The following is a 20008-nucleotide window of genomic DNA, read 5'->3' on the forward strand; positions in this document are numbered from 1 at the left end:
TTAAATTATGAAACACTATCTATTTACTATTCTTCTTTTAGTAACTATTTCTTTTTCATTTGCACAGCAAAACGAAAAAGAAGCTTTTCAAAAATTTAAAAAAGCTAGGCAAGCGTACCAAAGCAATAATTATGCAGACGCTGCTAATTTATTAAGTAAAACAAAAGAATTACTTGGCAGCACCAATATCAGAATACAACCGATGCTTATCAAATCACTAGCTAAAATTCAGGATTGGCATAGAGCAAATACTGAAATTGACACCTATTACGGTTTAAATCCTGACCAAAAACTTGTAGAATATCAAGAAATTGTAACGATAGACAGACAGGTAGATGTAAAGGTAAAAGAAGACCAAGATTTGTACAATACTGCAAAAAGAAACAAATCGGTTACGACCATGCAATCGTATTTAGATAGCTTTCCTTATGGAAAATATAGAGAAGAAGTTCGCTTGTTATTATCAAATCAAAAAGACGAAAATGCGTGGGATATGGCTAAAAATGGCTTCAATACAAGAGCTTATGAAGCCTATCTTGCAAAATATCCTAATGGAATACACGCCAATGAGGCGAAGCAACAAATAATTAGATGGGACAATGTAGCCTATGATAAGGCTTCTTCTGAAGGTACTCAAAGTGCCTTAAATTACTATTTGTCAAATTACCCGAACGGACAATATAGAAGACAAATAAAAAATCAATTAACTATAAGAAAAGAAGAAGATGCATATGCTGCTACTAAAAGCGGGAAGTTAACAGATTTTGAAAACTATATCAGAAATTATCCCAACGGTAAATACGCTACACAAATTAATAAAGCGATTGAAAATTATATGTTTGATAAAGCAGAATCATCATTTAATAACAAGTACTACAGTCAGGCAGCCAGTAATTATCAAAACTATATTAACCGATTCCCTAACGGAGAAAACATCGATAAGGCGAAGTCTAGGTTTAAAAGGGCAACCAATAAATCTAAACAACGTTCTTCGAGTTATTTTGGTTTTACCTATGAATCACAAGGAGCTTTCGGAATTACCTCTGGTAAGCTTAATAAAGATAAGCTAGGCTTTTACTTTAATTTAAGAGTAACCCCACAAGTATTTGATATTGAGTTTACAGAACCTGAAAATGAAATACCAGAAGAATTAGTTCCAGAAAATGAAAAAATTGGGGTGGCAAGTTTAAGTTTAGGGTTTTCCTACCCTATTTCCTATCCCGTTTGGATTTATGCAGGAGGAGGTGTAAACTATCAAGAACGATTTGTAGAAGAAAATAATGAAACCTTATTTTATAAAGTTACAGGAGAAGAGCAAATGGCTTTTTACCCTGAGGCAGGTCTTAAAATTCGACTAGGAAGAAGCACTACCCTCATTGGAGGAGTTGTGTATGTTCGTGATGAATTATTATATAAAATAGGAATCGGTTTTTAAGTAGAATTCTAAAACAATTACCAATTAATAAAGGCTTTGTAAGAATAACTTACAAGCCTTTGTTTGTTGGTATTGTTACTAACACACAACTATAAGGTTTCTTAGTGGTTTCTTGCGTAAGACGAGAATTAAAATAAGCTAGCGCTGAAAGGCTTACAATGACGAATTTTCAATCTTTTTTAGCCCTCCTCTTTTTCTTATTTTATATTTGCACTCACAATACAACAACACACAACAATGAATATTCTAATTTTAGGGTCGGGCGGTAGAGAACACGCATTTGCTAAAAAACTTTCAGAAAGCAGTAAAATTAACAAGCTTTTTGTAGCTCCTGGTAATGCAGGAACCAATGCAGTAGCAACCAATATTGCGATGAATCCGACAGATTTTAAGCAGGTAAAAGAAACCGTTTTACAGCACGATATTAATATGGTCGTTGTAGGTCCTGAAGCACCTTTGGTTGAAGGAGTTCATGACTTTTTCTTAGCAGATGATGCGTTAAAAAACATCCCTGTAATTGGTCCTAAAAAAGACGGAGCTTTGTTAGAAGGAAGTAAAGATTTTTCGAAGCAGTTTATGGAAAAACACCATATTCCTACGGCTCGCTATCAATCTTTTACTGTCGAAACCTTAGCCGAAGGAAAAAAATTCTTAGAAACATTAGAGCCTCCGTATGTGTTAAAGGCAGACGGATTGGCAGCTGGAAAAGGAGTGTTGATTTTGAGTGATGTAGAAGAAGCCAAAACGGAATTAGAAGAAATGCTTTCCAATCAAAAATTTGGAAGGGCTTCATCAACGGTAGTTATCGAAGAGTTTTTAAAAGGAATTGAACTATCTGTTTTCGTATTAACTGACGGAAAAAATTATAAAATATTACCTTCAGCTAAAGATTACAAACGTATTGGAGAAGGCGACACAGGTCTTAATACAGGCGGTATGGGAGCTATTTCTCCTGTTCCTTTTGCCACCGATGATTTTCTATTAAAAGTAGAAGAGTTAATTGTTAAACCAACAATTGAAGGCTTACAAAAAGACGGAATTGATTACAGAGGATTTATTTTTATAGGATTGATGAATGACAACGGAAATCCATCCGTAGTCGAATACAACGTTCGTATGGGAGACCCTGAAACAGAAGTGGTATTACCTCGTATTCAATCTGATTTAGTCGATTTGTTTGAAGGGGTTGCTACACAAACTTTAGGAGATAAATCGTACGAGGTTACTCCGCAAACAGCTACAACCGTAATGTTGGTTTCTGGCGGATATCCTGAAGCTTACGAAAAAGGAAAAGAAATTACAGGTTTTGATACTGTAGAAGATTCAATTGTTTTTCATGCAGGAACCACGTTAAAAGAAGGTAAAGTAGTTACGAGCGGCGGACGTGTAATGGCGATTACTTCTTTTGGAAATTCAATTGAAGAAGCTCTTGAAAAATCATACAAAAACATCGATAAAATAGCTTTCGATCAAATGAATTATAGAAAAGATATCGGTTTCGATTTAATATAATAATTACCTAAAAGGAGTTGAAATTTCAACTCCTTTTATTTCATTGCCTTTTCTAGCGTAAATGAAAACTCAGAACCTTCACCATGTACACTCTTTAACAAAATAGTTTCGTTGTGTGCTTCAATAATATGTTTTACGATTGAAAGCCCTAATCCAGAGCCTCCTTGTTCTCTCGAACGACTTTGGTCTACACGATAAAAACGCTCAAACAAACGAGAAAGGTGTTCTTGTTTAATTCCCTCTCCGTTATCATTAATCTTAACAATAAACTTATTTTTATTATACGGTTCAACACTCACTGTTGTTACTCCGCCTACCCTACCGTATTTAATAGAGTTTACAATAAGGTTAATTAATACTTGTTCAATTCTTTCAACATCTCCTTTTACCAAATAAGGAAATTCATAAATACGATTAAATCGTAGAGTAATATTTCTTTTTTTAGCCTTCATTTCAAAAAGGTCAAAAACACTTTGAATAAGCTCTATAATATTAAAGGTTTGTATATTCATTTTCATACCCTCTGTTTCCAGCCTACCAATCATATCTAAGTCTTTAACAATCGAGGTTAATCGCTCTACCCCTTTGTTCGCTCTTTCTAAGTATTTATCTCGAATTTCTTTATCATTGGCGGCTCCTTCAAGAAGCGTTAAAATATATCCTTGTACGGTAAACAGCGGTGTTTTTAATTCGTGCGCTACATTTCCTAAAAAATCACGACGAAACGAATCGCGTTGCGTTAAATTAGCTATTTCTTCACTCTTTCCTTCTACATAATCTTGTACACTTTTTGTCAATGCTTCAATATCGGTTGTAACTTTTTTCTTTTTAAATCGTTCACGTCTAAAATTGAAATGTCTTCATACATCTTCTTTACACGTTGATAAATAAAGCGTTCTGCCCTATACTGAATTATTAAAAACGAGACTATAAACATCGCTACCCCAAATACAATAACTGCACCCAAACCCAAAGAGTTTAAAAGAAGTAAATAAGATAGCACTGCTATCACTACAGACAATAAGGTAGAATATAATGCCGACCAAAGTGCGTATCGGTATGTTTTTTTTATTTTTTTCATAGATAAAAAAATAGATTGCCGTTAGCAATCTACCTATTAATTTTGAGTTCTAAAATTATTTTTCTGATTCATCTAGCACAAACTTATAACCAACTCCTTTCACGGTTTTAAAATAATGATCTCCTATTTTTTCACGGAGTTTGCGTATGTGCACATCGATGGTTCTTCCTCCTACCACCACTTCATTGCCCCAAACACTATCTAAAATAACTTCTCTTTTAAATACTTTTCCTGGTTTTGAGGTTAGCAAAGAGAAAAGTTCAAACTCTTTTCTTGGTAAAGAAATTTTTTCTTCTCCTTTAAAAACAACGTATTCATCTCTATTAATTACAATATCTCCAATTTTTGTCGTGGTATCTGCCTTTTCTTCCGTCTTTAAACGGCGTAATAATGACTTTACTTTGCTTACCAATACTTTTGGTTTTATGGGTTTGGTAATGTAATCGTCTGCACCAGCGTCAAATCCTGCTACTTGTGAGTAGTCTTCACCTCTTGCTGTTAAAAAAGAAATCAACACCTCTTCTAGAGATTTGATTTTTCTAATTTTTTCACAAGCTTCGATGCCGTCCATTTCTGGCATCATAATGTCTAACAAAATTAAATGCGGAGTTACTTTTTTAGCTGTTTTTACAGCTTCCACCCCATTATTTGCTGTAAATACCTGATATCCTTCTGACTTTAAATTGTATCCTACAATTTCTAAGATATCGGGTTCATCATCAACTAGTAAAATTTTAATATCGCTAGTATTCATTAATTTTTTATATTGTTTTATTCAAAAGTAATCATAAAATAATAAACCCTTTCTATACACAATTAACTTAACATTCTTTTAATATTCACTAAACTTTCGCTTAAACAAGTTATACTTCAATACATTACTTTGATTATTTAATAGTTTTTATATCTTTATACAAATTGATTTCTATGAAATTTATACCTTCTTTTGGAGAAATTACTTCTAACACCAAAGCAACTTTCAAGCGGTTTCCTATAACACTTACTTGGGCTATCGTTGGTACACTTTTTACATTATTTGCTATTGAAAAAGATATTTTTGACGATGCTTTTTATGGTAAAATTATTCTAATTTTTGTGTTAGGAGTTAGCTGGCTAATAGCTACACGTTTTTTAGTACGGCAATTTGAAAAAGATACATCTTGGATATTCTTACTGACTTTCGGATTTCTAGCGCTGTTTTATTTAAGCATTGGTGCTAACGATGAAGAAATTCATCAAAACGCTATTATTCGTTTTATTCTTTACTTTATAGCAGGTCATTTGTTCGTAATGGTAGCTCCTTTTATTTTTAAATGGAATAAGGATGCTTATTTTAATTATTTAAAAGATGCGTTTACTGCAATTGTTAGAAGCTTGTTTTTCTCTTTAATTTTATACTTAGGAATTGTACTAGCCTTATTAGCCATAAAACACTTATTTAATGTAGATTTTAAAGGAGAGCGTTTTTTTCAGGTTTTTGTTGTTTGTATTGGAATTGTGAATACATGGGTGTATCTTTCTGATTTCCCTAAAGATATTTATAGTCAACTTACTATTAACTATACCAAAGCGCTGGAAGTATTGGTAAAGTATATCTTAATTCCGTTAGTCATTTTATACCTCATCATTTTATATGCTTACAGCTTACAAATAGTCATTCTTTGGAATTTGCCTAAAGGATGGGTTTCGTATTTGGTCATTGCCTTGTCTTTTCTAGGCTTTATTATTCAGATACTTATCAACCCTATTCAAAAAAAGATTGATTCACGTGCGATACGAAAATTTTATCCTTGGTTTTATTATCTTTTACTACCCTTAATTTTTTTACTTTTTGTAGCAATTTTCAGGCGTATTAACGATTACGGCATTACCGAAAACCGCTATTTTGTTCTCGTTTTGGCGTGTTGGATTTTAGCCATGAGTTTGTACATGCTTTTTAGCAAGCATACGAAAATTAAAGTATTTCCTTTGAGTTTAACCATTGTTGCCTTACTTATTTCTTTTGGTTTTTGGGGTGCTTTCTCTGTATCGACTAAAAGCCAAATAAAGCAGTTTGAGAAGGTATATACTGATATTAAAAACGACAATTTTACCACCTCTTTCGAAAAGAAAAATCAATTACGTTCTATTGTTAGGTACTTAAACAACAAAGAAGAATTACATACCATAGAAACCATTGTAGGCTACAACCCAAAAACAACGTTTAAAACTGAAAGTCACTGGCAACTACAAAACAGGCTGATGGATAGTTTGGCTATTAAAGTAATTGAGAAGCCTGACGATATCAATGAAGTTGATGATAATTACTATAGTATTGATGAGGAAAACTTAACTATTAATACTAAAGATTTTGATGTTTTAAAAAAGATAGTTCTTAATAACTATCGAACAAAAGCTACCATAAATGGGTATACTTTTTCTTTAGGTAACCAAACAAGCGTTATTAAAGTATTTAAAGAAGATACTCTTATGGGAGAGATAAATTGCGCTGAAATGATTCAAAAACTTAAAAGACAAGAAAGAAATTACGACATCGCACCTCGTTTACTCACTATTAAACATCGTTTTGAAACACTAAATGTAAAATTTGTTTTTCAAAATATAGAACTATCTAAAGTTAGTAGTAACACAGAAAAACACTTGTCTAACATCAATGCTTATATATTAATTAAAGAAAAAGATGCTCAATAAAATCAACCTAAAAAACATCTTGTTTTTAGATATCGAAACGGTTCCTGAAGTAGCATTGTTTGCTAATTTATCTCCGGAAATGCAAGAATTGTATGCCCTAAAAACACAGTACCAACGTAAAGATGAGTTTACTGCCGAAGAGTTTTACCACCGAGCAGGTATTTGGGCAGAGTTTGGAAAAATAATTTGTATATCAGTGGGGTATTTTATAAAGCGTGACGGTAAAGACCAGCTACGTGTTACTTCTTTTTTTGATGATGACGAAGCTATATTGCTAACCGATTTTAAAACATTATTAGACACGCATTTTAACCAAAACAACCATTTGTTATGTGCCCATAATGGGAAAGAGTTTGACTTTCCATATATCGCAAGGCGTATGATTATCAATCAAATTGAGCTCCCTAATAAGCTGAATTTATTCGGGAAAAAACCTTGGGAAGTTCCGCATTTAGATACAATGGACTTATGGAAGTTTGGCGATTATAAACATTACACTTCTTTAAAATTATTGACCGCTATTTTAGGAATTCCATCACCCAAACAAGATATTGATGGTAGTGAAGTTGCTAGAGTTTATTATGAAGAAAAAAACCTTCCTCGTATTGTTGAGTATTGTGAACGCGATACGGTAACCGTAGCTCAACTATTACTGCGTTTTTTAAACAAGCCTTTGATTGAGGAATTAAACATCGTAAAAGTTTAAAAAGAAGGTTTTTAAACCATTAAAAATGAATTAAATTGCTTATATTTAGTTCGTTAACTAAACAAACGTAAATTATGAAAAAAAGTAGTTTAAAAAACTGGAGCGTTTTAAGTAAGGCAGCACAAAAATCAATTAACGGTGGCTATCCTAACAATTGTCGAAAAGCTGATGACTGTTATGATTATACCGTAGAAGATGACGGATCTGGTTGTTTTCGAGAATTTAGCTGTCAACAGTCTGTGTGCATTCCAGAAGAACTGATATGCTATTAAACCTGAGTTCGGGATATCATTTGTGTTGATTTTACGATTTTTATCTCTAAAGTTCATTTAAAAATGTTGTTTCGACTAGAGGAAAAAACCGTCATTCCGAACGATAGGGAGGAATCTGACCCATAGTGAGATGTTTCATTATTCATACTTCTCGCTATCGATATGGCATTATGTTGATTTTTGTAAACTCAATTTGATATTATATCCCGAACTCTCACTTTTTTAGCAAACCTTGCTAAGGTCTGCAAGGAGGTATTTGAACTACGAGGCGTTCAATTTCTTTAACGATTTCTACCCTGTTTTTTGAAGTAAGCTCATAGTATAACTTTTCTTGTTTGAGGGTTTTCAACTTTCGTTAAATTAAGAGCCAATTGTTTCTTCCGAAGGGTTTACTTCGTAAAATAAGTTTCACTCTACAGTCCACCCAGAAGTAATTCGTAAAGGTTGCAAATTAGGTTCGTTCATCATTACACACCCGTACTACCAAATCCACCAGCTCCACGTTCCGTTTCGTCCAAAACACTCACTTCTTGCCAATCTACACGTTCGTGTTTTGCAATGACTAGTTGGGCAATACGCTCACCGTTATTAACTATAAAATCATCGTTCGATAAGTTGACTAAAATAACACCTATTTCACCTCTATAATCTGCATCAATAGTACCAGGAGAGTTTAAAACGGTAATTCCTTTTTTAGCTGCCAGCCCGCTACGAGGACGAACCTGAGCTTCGTACCCAACAGGAAGAGCAATAAATAATCCTGTTTTTATAATGGCTCTTTCTAAAGGTTTTAAGGTAATAGTAGCCTCAATATTAGCACGTAAATCCATCCCAGCAGAACCTTCAGTTTCATAAGTAGGTATTTGGTGTTTCGATTTATTAATTAGTTGTACTTTCATAATTTTATTTAATACGCGATCTTATAAATACTACGACATAGGTGTCGAAATTTTTCAAATAGTTTTATTTCAATACCTCTTGAATAGACTGTGAGGCGGTTGACTTTTCAGTTTTCAAATATAATAAGCTTTAAGTTTAGAGAGTCGTTTATAGATTTATTAATTTTGCAGCAAACAAATACTACTTATGAACAATCAAATTAAAATAGCTGTTTTAGGAGGTGGAAGTTGGGCTACTGCCATTGTTAAAATGTTGTCTGAAAACCTAGAAACGATTGGTTGGTATATGCGTAGTGTATATGCTATTGAACATATTAAACGCAACAAACATAACCCTAGTTATTTAAGCTCTGCTGAACTACATCCAGAACAACTAGACTTATCGGACGATATTAATGCTATTGTTGAAAACTACGACGTATTAATTTTTGCAATTCCATCTGCCTTTTTAAGCACAGAATTAGAAAAACTTACAGTTTCTATAGAAAAGAAAGTAGTTTTTTCAGCCATTAAAGGAATTGTTCCCGAATCAGGATTAATTGTGGGAGAGCATTTTCATAAGCAATATAATATTCCGTATGAGAATATTGGAGTAGTATCAGGACCTTGTCATGCAGAAGAAGTGGCTATGGAGCGGTTATCGTATTTAACCATTGCTTGTCAAGATGAGACAAAAGCAAAGCAGTTAAGTAATGCTATTGCTGGGCGTTATATTAAAACTAAAATTTCTGACGATATTGTAGGCACCGAATATGCAGCAATGTTAAAAAACATCTATGCAATTGCAGCGGGAATTGCACATGGTTTAGGCTATGGAGATAATTTTCAGGCAGTGTTAATGAGCAATGGTATTCGAGAAATGAAACGCTTTATAAAAAAAGTGCACAAAATGAAGCGCAATATCAATAACTCTGCTTATTTAGGTGATTTATTGGTTACTGGATATTCTACATTTAGTAGAAACAGAATGTTCGGAAACATGATAGGAAAAGGCTATACTGTAAAATCTGCCATGTTAGAAATGAGTATGGTCGCCGAAGGGTATTATGCTACAAAAAGTGCGTATAAAATCAATCAAAAAAACAAAGCTAAAACTCCAATAATCGACGCTGTATATAACGTTTTGTACGACAAGAAAGAAGCGAAAGATGAGTTTTTAAAGTTAACAAATAGATTAGATTAGTTGTTTGCATTTGTACAAATAATCCTTCTTAATAAATTAAGAAGCCCCATCAATCGCTTCTAAAATTGAGTTGTGTATAGGTCTTGTTACAAGAACATATAGCAACAAATTTAGTCTAAAAATCTGATTAATAAAGTTTTTTATAAATTATTATTACTTTTTTAAAAATAGTATAATTTCACTTTAAGTTGTATTTTTAACTTTTTTAGTTTAAAATTAAACAAGTATGAAAACAATTCAAGAAGCTGTTGAAATTACAATCAGAAAAACTCCTTTTATAGAAGAGGCTTTGAATGAAAAGCTAATAAACGTATCATCTTTAGCTAGAGAAATTTTACCTGAAGTCTCTAAACTATTAAAAAAAGATGTAAAAGTAGGGGCAGTTATGATGGCTATTAATAGGTTGTCTCCAGCGAATGAATTGAGAGTTCGTAAAAACATTAAGCGTCTTGCACTAAATTTGGGAGATGTTATTGTTCGATCAGACTTATGCGACTTTACATTTAAAAATACGACGTCTTTACTAAAAGAAATAGCTAAAATTTTAAGTAAGTCGGCCGATAGTAAAGATTACTTTTTAACGGTTTCTCAAGGTATTTTTGAAACCAATATTGTTACCAGTAAAAACCTACAACCTTTTGTTGAAGAAATTTTTAAGAAAGAAGAACTGATTAACAATGTAAACGACTTGGCTTCTATTACGATAAAACTTCCAAAAGGAAACCAAGATCAATCAGGTATTTATTACTTTATATTAAAGCAGTTTGCGTGGGCTAATATAGCAGTGCAAGAGGTAATTTCTACCACCCATGAAATGACCATTGTCGTAAAAGAAAGGGAGGTTAATGAAACATTTTCCATTTTAATGGACTTGAAACTGAATTAATTTATGACAAAAAAAGACCCTTACGCTTCGCTTAGAATCAAAGAGTTTAATATTTTTCTTTTGGTGCGCTTTTTATTGGTTTTTGCTTGGTCTATGCAATTCATTATTATTGAATGGGAGGTGTATTCAATAACCAAAAATCCTTGGAATTTAGGACTTATAGGGGCTTTTGAGTTTTTGCCCGCTTTTTCTATGGCACTGTTTGCGGGACATATTGTAGATCAAAAAGAAAAACGAAATCTATTAGCACTGTGTATTGCCCTATTTTCTTTAATTAGTTTTGGATTGTATTTTTTAACTACACCAGAATTTGTTGAAGATTGGGGTTCTAATGTCGTTTTATATTCTATTTATGCCTTAGTATTTTTTGGAGGATTGTTACGTTCGTTTTTCGGACCCACTATTTTTTCATTAATTGCACTTATAGTCCCTAAAAAACTATATCCAAACGCAGCAACTTGGAGTAGTAGTACTTGGCAAGTAGCAAGCGTATTAGGCCCTGCTTTTGCTGGTTTTACAATTGCTTTTTATGGAGTTCCACTTTCTTTAAATATCGTTTTCATATTAGTTGTAGTATCGTTATTGTTTGTTTTCTTCATAAAGAAAAAACCAATAATGAACCATAAAAAAGGAGAACCTATAGGTAAGAGTTTAAAAGAAGGCATTGCTTTTGTATTTAAAACAAAAGCAATTCTAGGAGCTATTACGTTAGACATGATTTCGGTATTATTTGGAGGTGCCATCGCTCTATTACCCGTGTTTGCTCAAGATATATTAGAAGTTGGGGCAAAAGGTTTTGGAGTATTGAGAGCAGCACCAGCTGTAGGAGCTTTTTTAACCATGTTAGTTACGGCGTACATTCCTATAAGTAAAAATGCTGGAATGAAACTCTTGGCGGCTATTTTTGGTTTTGGAATATGTATTATTATTTTCGGTTTATCTACTACATTTTGGGTATCCTTAACGGCTTTATTTTTTAGTGGTGTTACCGATGGAGTATCGATGGTTATTCGGCAAACAATTTTACAACTAAAAACACCCGACCATATGCGAGGTAGAGTAGCTTCGGTAAACTCAATGTTTGTGGGTTCATCGAATGAATTAGGGGCTTTAGAAAGTGGTATTACAGCCAAGTTAATGGGAACAGTAACTGCTGTTGTTTTTGGCGGTACCATGACCTTAATTACAGTGGTAACCACAGGAATCATCAATCCAACATTAAGAACCTTAGATTTAACTAAAGATTTAGAAGAACACGAAAAACAAGAATAATATTTGTAAGGAACGCAAGATTTTGCAAACTAAGTAGGAAAACATTTTTAGCATGAAACACTTAGTTTTAACAGCACTATTTTTAAGTACTCTTACTGCTTTTTCTCAAAGTCCGTGGACAAAAAGCAAAAACGAAGCATATATTCAAGCATCATTCACTACCATTGGAAGCTATGATAAGATTTTTGGTAACCCAGACTATGAGCCACAACGAGAAATAACCGACAACACATTGCAACTATACGCAGAATACGGTGTAACCAACAACACAACCCTATTTGCCAATATTCCTTTAAAAATGGTAAAAACAGGCGATTTTACGCAAGATATGTCAGCAATCTTTCCTTCTTTTACCATTGATGAAGCTTCTGAAACGTTATTAGGAAACATTCAATTAGGGGTAAAACATAACTTCTCTAAGAATACATGGTTGCTTACAGGACAACTTTCTGTAGAAGCAAACACGAGTACGTATAAAGGCAATTCAGGAATACGAAGCGGTTACGATGCATGGACATTCACACCCTTATTTTTAACAGGAAGAGGTTTTGACTCATGGTATATACAAGCATTTACAGGCTTTGATATTCGAACCAATGGGTATAGCTCTAATTATAAATTAGGAGGTGAAGTAGGTTACAAAGCATTAGATTGGTTATGGCTTGCAGGATTTTTAGACGGTGTTGCCTCTTTAAAAAACGGAGAAGTCGTTTTACCGCAAGAGAATTTGGCTACAGCATTGTATGTAAACGATCAGAGTTATGCCGCTTTTGGATTCAAATTTATAGGAGAATTTACGGATAATTTTGGTGTTAATCTCGGCTTCGGAGGTGCATTGTCAGGAAGAAATGTTGCCAAAGCTCCAGCCTTAAGTTTCGGATTGTATCATAAATTTTAAAATGTAAGGTTTTCCCATACTTTTTGTAAGCAAAAATTAACGATGAATTTTTAAAGTTCAACTAAATTGCTGGTACTAATTTTAAAAACGTTAAAGATGTTACAAAAAATTTCAAATTTAGGTACAATATTGAGTCTACAAGAACAGAAAGTAATCCAAGGTAGTGGCTGTGAGCCTCTAAAACCTTGCGATATAGGTTATAAGTATGATTATAGAGTTTGTGGTTGTGTTCCAGACAATTCATAAAATACTTTAAAAGCGAGTAAAACTCGCTTTTTTTCTTTTTCTCTTCACTCCTTTTTCTTTTCTCTTTATAGACACCTATCTTTGCGCTTTCAAATCCATAGAAAATGACTGAAAACGTAAGAGTACGCTTTGCTCCGAGTCCTACAGGGCCGTTACACATAGGTGGTGTAAGAACCGCTTTGTTTAATTATTTGTTTGCTAAAAAGCACAACGGAACGTTTGTATTACGTATTGAAGATACCGACCAAACACGTTATGTGGCCAATGCTGAACAATATATCATCGATTCGTTAACATGGTGTAATATTCCGTTTGATGAAGGGCCAGAAAAAAACGAAAAATTCGGACCGTATCGTCAGTCAGAACGTAAAGACTTGTATAAAAAATATGCAGAACAGCTCATTGAAAACGGCTGGGCATATTATGCTTTTGATACTGCTGAAGACCTAGACGCACATCGAAAAGATCATGAAGAACAAGGAAAGACCTTCATTTATAACTGGCATAATCGTGAAAAAGGAAGGTTGGTAAACTCCTTAGTTTTATCTAAAGAAGAAGTTGCAGCAAAAATAAAAGCTGGCGAAAAATATGTGGTGCGTTTTAAAACACCACAAGACGAAACTTTGATTTTACAAGATGAAATTCGTGGTACAATTAAAGTAGAGACAAATACCCTAGATGATAAAGTATTGTTTAAGTCTGATGGAATGCCAACCTATCATTTAGCCAATATTGTCGACGATCATTTAATGGAGATTTCACACGTTATACGTGGTGAAGAATGGTTGCCCTCTCTTCCACTCCATGTGTTACTATATCGAGCTTTTAATTGGAAAGCACCAAAGTTTGCACACTTACCCTTAATTTTAAAACCTGTAGGAAAAGGAAAATTAAGCAAGCGTGATGGTGATAAATTAGGATTTCCAGTATTTCCATTAGCATATACCAACGAGCAAACAGGCGATGTTTCACGTGGATACCGAGAGGATGGTTATTTTGCTGATGCGTTCATTAATATGTTAGCATTGTTAGGATGGAATCCTGGAACAGAACAAGAAATCTTTAGTTTAGAAGAATTAGTAAAAGCGTTCGATTTATCTCGTGTAAGTAAATCCGGAGCCAAGTTTAGTCCCGATAAAACCAAATGGTTCAATCAACAATACTTACAACAAAAATCAAATAAAGAACTTACTGCGTTATTTTTACCAATTTTAGAAGAAAAAGGAATTGTCATTGCGAACGAAGAGAAGCAATCTGTTTCAAATAAAAAGATTACTTCGTCGAACACTCCTCTTAATGACGTATATGTAGAAAAAGTGGTTGATTTAATTAAAGAACGCGCAACGTTTGTAGCCGATTTTTGGGAGTTGTCGAGCTTTTTCTTCAAAAACCCATCAGCATACGATGCGAAAGCAGTTAAAAAGCAGTGGAAGCCGGAAACAGGTTCGTTAATGCAAGAGTTAATCGAAGTTATTTCAAAAATTGAAGACTTTTCAATAGAAAACCTACAAACAGAGATTAAAGGGTGGATTGCCTCTAAAGAAATAGGGTTTGGTAAAGTAATGCAACCACTTCGTTTAAGCTTAGTGGGTAAATTAGCAGGTCCTGATTTATTTGAAATTATGACCATGATAGGCAAAGAAACGACCATAACAAGAATACAAAACGCTATACAAGAACTTTCATAGCAATAAGAAATCCGCTTTTTTAAGCGGATTTCTTATTAAATATACTATAGTTTAAAGCATACAGCCCCCTAAGTGTTTAGCTGCATTTGGGTTATTACCACCAGTACCACTATTGTTCCAATTTAGTTTAAATACAATACCTAAAGTACCTTGAATATGAGAGCGCATGCTTTCGTAACCTTCAAATGAATGTTTGTAATACAATTGCGGATTAATTCCTACAGTATTGCTCACCCAGTAAATTCCACCACCACCAATATTTAGAGTTGGAGTCATTTTTCGTTCAGAATCTACTAAACTTCCTCCTACAAAAACATACGGAGCTAATTTATTTAATACCGCATCAAAATTATAACGAAAAGATGCATCCATAGAAAAATAATTTACGGAATTTGAAATAAAACCAACATCTTCAATAGTATTAAAAGACATGGCACCATCTAAAGAAAAACGTTCTCCAATGGGCATTGTTAAACTCAAAGTAGGTACTTGAAATAAGTATTGATCGCCAATATAAGAGGCGTCACTTTGATTAAATTTTGTGATTCCAAAGCCTACTCCTATTTGCCAAGAGTCATTCAAATTTTGAGAAAAAATAGAGGTTGTTAAGCAAGTAAATAACGCAATAAATAAAATATTGTACTTCATAGGGGGAAAGTATTTAAGGGGAATAACTGTTTTTATTCGTTTTTAGTATAAATTTACACGGCATTTACTTTTCTAATTGCTACTGTAAAATCATCTAATTCATTACCGTTTAAAATCAAATGTACAGCTTCATCACAAACTTTTTCAGCATTATCTGTAGGGAAATTTAAAGCTACAGCTATTTTACGAAGTATAGCCACCTCATGTTTGTCTACAACTCCATCAGCAAAAATCATTTTAGTTAGGCTATATAAGCGCTCGATGCGATCATCATAATCTATAGGAGGATTTACAGGATAGTTCTCAGGGTTTTTTAAAATTTCCTTGTATTCCTCTTCACTAATGTTCAATCTTTTAGCAGCTTTATCTAATGATTTTTGTTCTCCTTCTGAGATAATTCCATCAATTTTGGCAATTTTTACTACACTAGCAAAGTGCCCAATCTCTTGTTTGTGTTTTCCGCTTGAATATAAATCTGATATTGACATAATTTTTATTTTATAATTAAAAAATAAGTTTTACTCCTTTAGAGACGACGTTTTTTAAAAGTTATATGATAACCTGTCGAAAGGTAGTAATTCTAGTTAAAAATAAAGTATTATTTTTTATTATAATTATAGTAAGCTGTATAAGAAATAGTAATTTTAAATAGTGCTTTTAAGTTTGTTTTTATCGTATTCAATTTTTTTCGTTTAATAGAGAACGGAAAGGTTTTCAAATAGTAGCAGATCACAAAAATGCACTTCAAACATGGTAATCGAAGCAAACAACTAAAAAACAACAAATTGATTCTTGTTGTAATCAAAGAATTTATAGAGAAAATATAGGCTATGAGATAGGTTATTATCGAATTACTTAAGGTAAAAAAGAGAAATACATATAGTATACGAAAGATTGCATGCGGCTTTAAAAAATGAATTTCAATAAACGAACACTCTTTCGTAATTCCTTTAGTTTTTTTAAACAAAAAACTTCATAATACTTTATTTTTACGTATAAAAACTATAAAAACGAACGAATGAATAACATCCATAATGCTCAGGCTTGGGAAAAACTCTACCAAAACTCACAAGAACTTACCAAACCAAGCTCTATTGAAAATATACTTTCTAACGATGATGTTACCTATTTAACGTGAGTTCGGGATAAAAAAGTTTTTTAATTACACGAAAAAAAGCGAAAAATTTAGTAAATTAAATTACTGATTTTTAATTGTATAACTAAATTTTTCACTATGATTTCTGATTTTAAAATTACTGAATTTTTCTGTTTAATTGATGATTTTTGTACCGAAATTAATCAAGTTATTGATAAAAATGCTTTAGAAACCTGTTCAAAGATAGTTAGACGAAGAAAGCCTAAACTCACCCAAAGTGAAATAATCACAATTATGGTGCCTTTCCATTTTAGTGGTTTTAGGTGTTTTAAACACTTTTATATCGAATATGTTAGCAAACACTTGTCAAAAGAATTTCCAAATTTAGTTTCCTATAACCGATTTGTTGAATTGAAAAAGCGTTGTTCAGTGCCTATGATACTGTTTCTTCAAATGCACTGTTTAGGTCAATGTACAGGGATCTCCTTTTTAGATTCTACCACTATTAAAGTATGTCATTATAAAAGAGAAAAGCAGAACAAAGTTTTTAAAAACACCGCAAAAAAAGGGAAGGGAACCATGGGGTGGTTCTTTGGCTTTAAACTTCATCTGATTATTAATGATAAAGGGAAATAGATTTTAACCTTACAAAAGGTAATGTAGATGGTAGAAGCATTGAGATAATAAAAACCAAAATAAAGAATGTCATTGGAAAATTCTTTGGTGATAAAGTGGACACATCCAAAGCCTTAGCTGAACTAATTTTTCAAGGTGAAATTCAACTCATCACCAAGGTAAGAAAGAACATGAAAAAACAAAGCCTCTCAGACATAACATTGTATTGATTTTTAGTAAATTCAATTTGGTGTTGTATCTAAAATCACGTTTCTTGAGTAAACATAAATGAAGATAGCTTTATGGAACACTAACGTAGTTTTACTTCAATAATTTTAACAGGACAAGCCTTTTTGGCTTCATGAGAAGCTTCAAAAATGCTATCGTCGTGTGATTTTATAGTAAAGAACCCTTTTTTTTCTGTAGCATGTAGTAAAACTGATTTCCCGTCTTTTTTCGACATTTGAAATTGTGCTGGAGCCAGCTCTACACAATAATTACAGCCAATACATTTGTTTCTTTGTAGCGTAATTACCACCATTAGTTCTTCGCAAATTCGGTTTTTACAATTTTGTATAGTTTATCGGACGGACGAATTCTAAAGTCTAACTTCATGGTAACTTCATCGCCTTTGGTAGCCGTTTGTGACTCTTTGTCGTTTACAAACATACTTTTTAATTCCATTTCTTGCGCACCTGTGGTGGGTCCTGTAATTAAAATAGTATCACCCACAGCTAAATCGTAGGCTTCAATTTTAAATTCACCAATCTCAGCTTTCGGAAAATAGTGCATTCCTTTTCCTAAATATACTTTCTTTTGAGTAGCGTGCAGAACCCGGTTCTTTGCTCCATTCTCCTAATTTCTGACCCAAGTAATAGCCATTCCAGAAACCACGATTGTATACTTTTTCCAACTCTTGCATCCAGCTAATTACTTTTTCTTTATCGTATGTTCCGTTGTATAAACTATCAATAGCATCACGATAACATTTGATAACTTTAGCCACATATTCAGGAGCACGCCCACGTCCTTCAATCTTCAACACTTTAATACCTGCATCGGCAACTTGATCTAAGAAATCGATGGTACATAAATCTTTTGGAGACATGATGTATTCATTGTCTAACTCCATTTCAAAACCAGATTCTTGGTCAATTACCGTATATTTTTTACGACAATTTTGTTTGCAAGCGCCTCTATTTGCTGAGGAGTTGTGCGAGTGTAAACTCATGTAACATTTTCCAGAAACTGCCATACACAAAGCGCCGTGACCAAAAATTTCAACTTCTAACAAACGACCAGAAGGACCTTTGATTTCTTCTTTCTCAATTTGCTCAGTTATTTTTTTTACCTGGCGTAAACTTAGTTCTCTACTCAATACCACCGTATCGGCAAATAGTGCGTAGAACTTAACCGTTTCGATGTTGGTAATGTTAATTTGGGTAGAAATATGTACTTCCATACCCTCTGCTCTTGCCATAGAAATTACCGCTTGATCCATAGCAATTACAGCAGTAATATTTGCTTCTTTAGCTCTTTTGATTAGGGTTTTTACAATCGATAAATCATGGTCGTACACAATGGTATTTAAGGTTAAATACGTACGAACATTTTTTTCAGCACACCTGCGAGAGATTTCCTCTAAATCATCTAACGTAAAATTGATAGATGCTCGAGCGCGCATATTTAATTGCTCTACCCCAAAATATACTGAATCACATCCGTTGTCTAGAGCTGCTTGTAACGATTCAAAATTACCAGCAGGAGCCATTAGTTCTATTCGTTGCATGGTGATTTTTTATATTTTAAAACTTCAGATCTTCCTTTTTTAAATATTTTATTGCTTGCATGCTTTCCTTTGCGCAATTCTTTTTGTTTTTCGTAAGGTAATTGAATGATATCTTGGCATTCGGCAGAGCAAGTATTTTCCATTTTTTCAGCACAGTCATCACACTGAATGAATAATAAATGACATCCTTCGTTGGCACAATTGGTATGCGTATCGCAAGGTTTTCCACATTGATGACAATTGGCAATCACATCATCAGAAATCTTTTCAGCTCTTCGATGGTCGAACACAAAATTTTTTCCTAAAAATTTATTTTCTAAGCCTTCTGATTGTACTTGGCGAGTATATTCGATAATTCCTCCTTCAAGTTGAAAAACATTTTTAAAACCTTTGTGTTTATAATAGGCAGAAGCTTTTTCGCATCGAATTCCACCTGTACAATACATTAATAAGTTTTTATCTTCTTTATGGTCTTTTAAATCTTCTTCAATAAGATCTAACGAATCTCTAAACGTATCAACATCTGGAGTAATTGCCCCATCGAAATGCCCAATTTCACTTTCGTAATGGTTGCGCATATCAACACAAATGGTATCAGGATTTGCGAGCATTTCATTAAACTCTTTTGCGCTTAAGTGCACTCCTTTGTTGGTCACATCAAAAGTATCGTCATTTAATCCGTCCGCAACAATTTTGTTACGAACCTTTACTTTTAATTTTAAAAAAGATTTATTATCGTGTTCAATAGCTACGTTTAGGCGAATTCCCTTTAAAAAAGAAATGCTATCTAGTTGTTTTTTTAATGCTAAAAAATTTTCTGAAGGAACAGATATTTGAGCGTTAATTCCTTCGTATGAAACGTAGGTTCTTCCTAAAACATCGAGTTCGTTCCATTCAAGAAATAGTTTATTTCTAAATAAAGTTGGATTTTCTATTTTATGGTATTGATAGAATGAAATGGTAATACGGTCTTTACCCGCATCATCTATTAATTTAGCGCGCTCTTCTGCGCTTAACTTGTTGTACAGTTGCATGCTATACTTTTTTAAGTTAAACAAAAATTTTTGCAAAGGTATATAAATTAATCTTAA

The 20008-nt window shown here is 33.2% G+C and carries 18 protein-coding genes and 2 pseudogenes; 11 read left to right on the top strand and 9 right to left on the bottom strand.

Annotated elements, in window-relative coordinates; genetic code table 11:
- The first annotated feature begins 7 nt into the window (after positions 1 to 7).
- Together bamD and purD are read left to right on the top strand one after the other, a co-directional pair.
- Positions 8 to 1435 carry an outer membrane protein assembly factor BamD gene (gene bamD, locus P8625_RS10455; protein ID WP_279650400.1) on the top strand — a complete coding sequence of 476 codons (1428 nt, stop codon included), beginning with the start codon at positions 8 to 10 and terminating at the stop codon, positions 1433 to 1435.
- Between the two features lie 237 nt (positions 1436 to 1672).
- On the top strand, positions 1673 to 2947 hold the full coding sequence (gene purD / locus P8625_RS10460) for a phosphoribosylamine--glycine ligase (protein ID WP_279650401.1): 1275 nt from the start codon (positions 1673 to 1675) through the stop codon (positions 2945 to 2947).
- A 35-nt stretch (positions 2948 to 2982) separates the two neighbouring features.
- Here purD and P8625_RS10465 read toward each other — a convergent pair whose 3' ends face one another.
- From P8625_RS10465 to P8625_RS10470, 3 genes are read right to left on the bottom strand one after another with little or no spacing between them, the layout of a single operon-like run.
- Positions 2983 to 3744 (bottom strand): sensor histidine kinase, encoded by a 762-nt coding sequence (locus P8625_RS10465; RefSeq protein WP_322790478.1) that lies wholly within the window; start codon positions 3742 to 3744, stop codon positions 2983 to 2985.
- Positions 3741 to 4028 carry a hypothetical protein gene (locus tag P8625_RS16250; protein ID WP_322790479.1) on the bottom strand — a complete coding sequence of 96 codons (288 nt, stop codon included), beginning with the start codon at positions 4026 to 4028 and terminating at the stop codon, positions 3741 to 3743. The genes P8625_RS10465 and P8625_RS16250 overlap by 4 nt, the downstream gene beginning before the upstream one ends.
- A 55-nt stretch (positions 4029 to 4083) precedes the next feature.
- Complete coding sequence (locus P8625_RS10470; RefSeq protein ID WP_279650402.1) at positions 4084 to 4782, bottom strand: response regulator transcription factor; 699 nt, start codon at positions 4780 to 4782, stop codon at positions 4084 to 4086.
- Between the two features lie 173 nt (positions 4783 to 4955).
- Here P8625_RS10470 and P8625_RS10475 point away from each other — a divergent pair, with 173 nt between their 5' ends.
- The 3 genes from P8625_RS10475 to P8625_RS10485 all read left to right on the top strand — a co-directional run bounded on the left by P8625_RS10475 (position 4956) and on the right by P8625_RS10485 (position 7697).
- Positions 4956 to 6719: a DUF4153 domain-containing protein gene (locus P8625_RS10475; RefSeq protein ID WP_279650403.1), complete on the top strand. Its 1764-nt coding sequence runs from the start codon at positions 4956 to 4958 to the stop codon at positions 6717 to 6719.
- Entirely contained in the window at positions 6709 to 7425 is a 717-nt protein-coding gene (locus P8625_RS10480) for a 3'-5' exonuclease (RefSeq protein WP_279650405.1), read from the top strand. The genes P8625_RS10475 and P8625_RS10480 overlap by 11 nt, the downstream gene beginning before the upstream one ends.
- A 74-nt stretch (positions 7426 to 7499) precedes the next feature.
- Positions 7500 to 7697, top strand: a complete 198-nt coding sequence (locus tag P8625_RS10485) for a hypothetical protein (RefSeq protein ID WP_279650406.1) — start codon at positions 7500 to 7502, stop codon at positions 7695 to 7697.
- A gap of 467 nt (positions 7698 to 8164) precedes the next feature.
- Here P8625_RS10485 and dut read toward each other — a convergent pair whose 3' ends face one another.
- On the bottom strand, positions 8165 to 8596 hold the full coding sequence (gene dut, locus P8625_RS10490) for a dUTP diphosphatase (RefSeq protein WP_279650408.1): 432 nt from the start codon (positions 8594 to 8596) through the stop codon (positions 8165 to 8167).
- A 187-nt stretch (positions 8597 to 8783) separates the two neighbouring features.
- Here dut and P8625_RS10495 point away from each other — a divergent pair, with 187 nt between their 5' ends.
- The 5 genes from P8625_RS10495 (at position 8784) to gltX (ending at position 14769) form a co-directional block, all read left to right on the top strand.
- Positions 8784 to 9779, top strand: a complete 996-nt coding sequence (locus tag P8625_RS10495; protein WP_279650409.1) for an NAD(P)H-dependent glycerol-3-phosphate dehydrogenase — start codon at positions 8784 to 8786, stop codon at positions 9777 to 9779.
- 226 nt (positions 9780 to 10005) lie between these two features.
- Positions 10006 to 10665 (top strand): hypothetical protein, encoded by a 660-nt coding sequence (locus P8625_RS10500; protein ID WP_279650410.1) that lies wholly within the window; start codon positions 10006 to 10008, stop codon positions 10663 to 10665.
- A 3-nt stretch (positions 10666 to 10668) separates the two neighbouring features.
- A complete protein-coding gene (locus tag P8625_RS10505) occupies positions 10669 to 11937 on the top strand; it encodes an MFS transporter (RefSeq protein ID WP_279650411.1) in 1269 nt (422 codons plus the stop codon).
- A gap of 52 nt (positions 11938 to 11989) precedes the next feature.
- Complete coding sequence (locus P8625_RS10510; RefSeq protein ID WP_279650412.1) at positions 11990 to 12835, top strand: hypothetical protein; 846 nt, start codon at positions 11990 to 11992, stop codon at positions 12833 to 12835.
- A gap of 350 nt (positions 12836 to 13185) precedes the next feature.
- Positions 13186 to 14769 (top strand): glutamate--tRNA ligase, encoded by a 1584-nt coding sequence (gltX, locus tag P8625_RS10515; RefSeq protein ID WP_279650413.1) that lies wholly within the window; start codon positions 13186 to 13188, stop codon positions 14767 to 14769.
- A 51-nt stretch (positions 14770 to 14820) separates the two neighbouring features.
- On the opposite strand, the gene P8625_RS10520 is transcribed toward gltX, so the two are convergent.
- On the bottom strand, positions 14821 to 15417 hold the full coding sequence (locus P8625_RS10520) for a hypothetical protein (RefSeq protein ID WP_279650414.1): 597 nt from the start codon (positions 15415 to 15417) through the stop codon (positions 14821 to 14823).
- A 53-nt stretch (positions 15418 to 15470) separates the two neighbouring features.
- Positions 15471 to 15905, bottom strand: coding sequence for a TerB family tellurite resistance protein (locus tag P8625_RS10525; protein WP_279650415.1), 435 nt, complete (start codon positions 15903 to 15905; stop codon positions 15471 to 15473).
- A 746-nt stretch (positions 15906 to 16651) separates the two neighbouring features.
- Between P8625_RS10525 and P8625_RS10530 the strand changes: the two are divergent.
- Positions 16652 to 17325: pseudogene (locus P8625_RS10530) on the top strand (IS982 family transposase); the annotation flags it as partial.
- A gap of 113 nt (positions 17326 to 17438) precedes the next feature.
- Here the strand turns inward: P8625_RS10530 and P8625_RS10535 are convergent.
- From P8625_RS10535 to trhO, 3 genes and pseudogenes are all read right to left on the bottom strand, one after another.
- A complete protein-coding gene (locus P8625_RS10535; protein ID WP_279650417.1) occupies positions 17439 to 17669 on the bottom strand; it encodes a ferredoxin in 231 nt (76 codons plus the stop codon).
- Positions 17669 to 18917, bottom strand: a pseudogene (locus tag P8625_RS10540) (peptidase U32 family protein). The gene P8625_RS10535 and the pseudogene P8625_RS10540 overlap by 1 nt, the downstream one beginning before the upstream one ends.
- Entirely contained in the window at positions 18905 to 19951 is a 1047-nt protein-coding gene (trhO, locus tag P8625_RS10545) for an oxygen-dependent tRNA uridine(34) hydroxylase TrhO (protein ID WP_279650418.1), read from the bottom strand. Before trhO ends, P8625_RS10540 begins: the two are co-directional and overlap by 13 nt.
- Positions 19952 to 20008: the final 57 nt, after the last annotated feature.

The organism is Tenacibaculum tangerinum (genome assembly GCF_029853675.1).
In the GTDB taxonomy this organism is placed as follows: domain Bacteria; phylum Bacteroidota; class Bacteroidia; order Flavobacteriales; family Flavobacteriaceae; genus Polaribacter; species Polaribacter tangerinum_A.

Coding starts and splice junctions, on each gene's coding strand:
- P8625_RS10510 (WP_279650412.1), top strand. CDS start 11,990: ATGAAACACTTAGTTTTAACAGCACTATTTTTAAGTACTCTTACTGCT.
- P8625_RS10475 (WP_279650403.1), top strand. CDS start 4,956: ATGAAATTTATACCTTCTTTTGGAGAAATTACTTCTAACACCAAAGCA.
- P8625_RS10470 (WP_279650402.1), bottom strand. CDS start 4,782: ATGAATACTAGCGATATTAAAATTTTACTAGTTGATGATGAACCCGAT.
- P8625_RS16250 (WP_322790479.1), bottom strand. CDS start 4,028: ATGAAAAAAATAAAAAAAACATACCGATACGCACTTTGGTCGGCATTA.
- P8625_RS10520 (WP_279650414.1), bottom strand. CDS start 15,417: ATGAAGTACAATATTTTATTTATTGCGTTATTTACTTGCTTAACAACC.
- trhO (WP_279650418.1), bottom strand. CDS start 19,951: ATGCAACTGTACAACAAGTTAAGCGCAGAAGAGCGCGCTAAATTAATA.
- bamD (WP_279650400.1), top strand. CDS start 8: ATGAAACACTATCTATTTACTATTCTTCTTTTAGTAACTATTTCTTTT.
- P8625_RS10495 (WP_279650409.1), top strand. CDS start 8,784: ATGAACAATCAAATTAAAATAGCTGTTTTAGGAGGTGGAAGTTGGGCT.
- P8625_RS10485 (WP_279650406.1), top strand. CDS start 7,500: ATGAAAAAAAGTAGTTTAAAAAACTGGAGCGTTTTAAGTAAGGCAGCA.
- gltX (WP_279650413.1), top strand. CDS start 13,186: ATGACTGAAAACGTAAGAGTACGCTTTGCTCCGAGTCCTACAGGGCCG.
- P8625_RS10500 (WP_279650410.1), top strand. CDS start 10,006: ATGAAAACAATTCAAGAAGCTGTTGAAATTACAATCAGAAAAACTCCT.
- dut (WP_279650408.1), bottom strand. CDS start 8,596: ATGAAAGTACAACTAATTAATAAATCGAAACACCAAATACCTACTTAT.
- P8625_RS10525 (WP_279650415.1), bottom strand. CDS start 15,905: ATGTCAATATCAGATTTATATTCAAGCGGAAAACACAAACAAGAGATT.
- P8625_RS10480 (WP_279650405.1), top strand. CDS start 6,709: ATGCTCAATAAAATCAACCTAAAAAACATCTTGTTTTTAGATATCGAA.
- P8625_RS10505 (WP_279650411.1), top strand. CDS start 10,669: ATGACAAAAAAAGACCCTTACGCTTCGCTTAGAATCAAAGAGTTTAAT.
- purD (WP_279650401.1), top strand. CDS start 1,673: ATGAATATTCTAATTTTAGGGTCGGGCGGTAGAGAACACGCATTTGCT.
- P8625_RS10535 (WP_279650417.1), bottom strand. CDS start 17,669: ATGGTGGTAATTACGCTACAAAGAAACAAATGTATTGGCTGTAATTAT.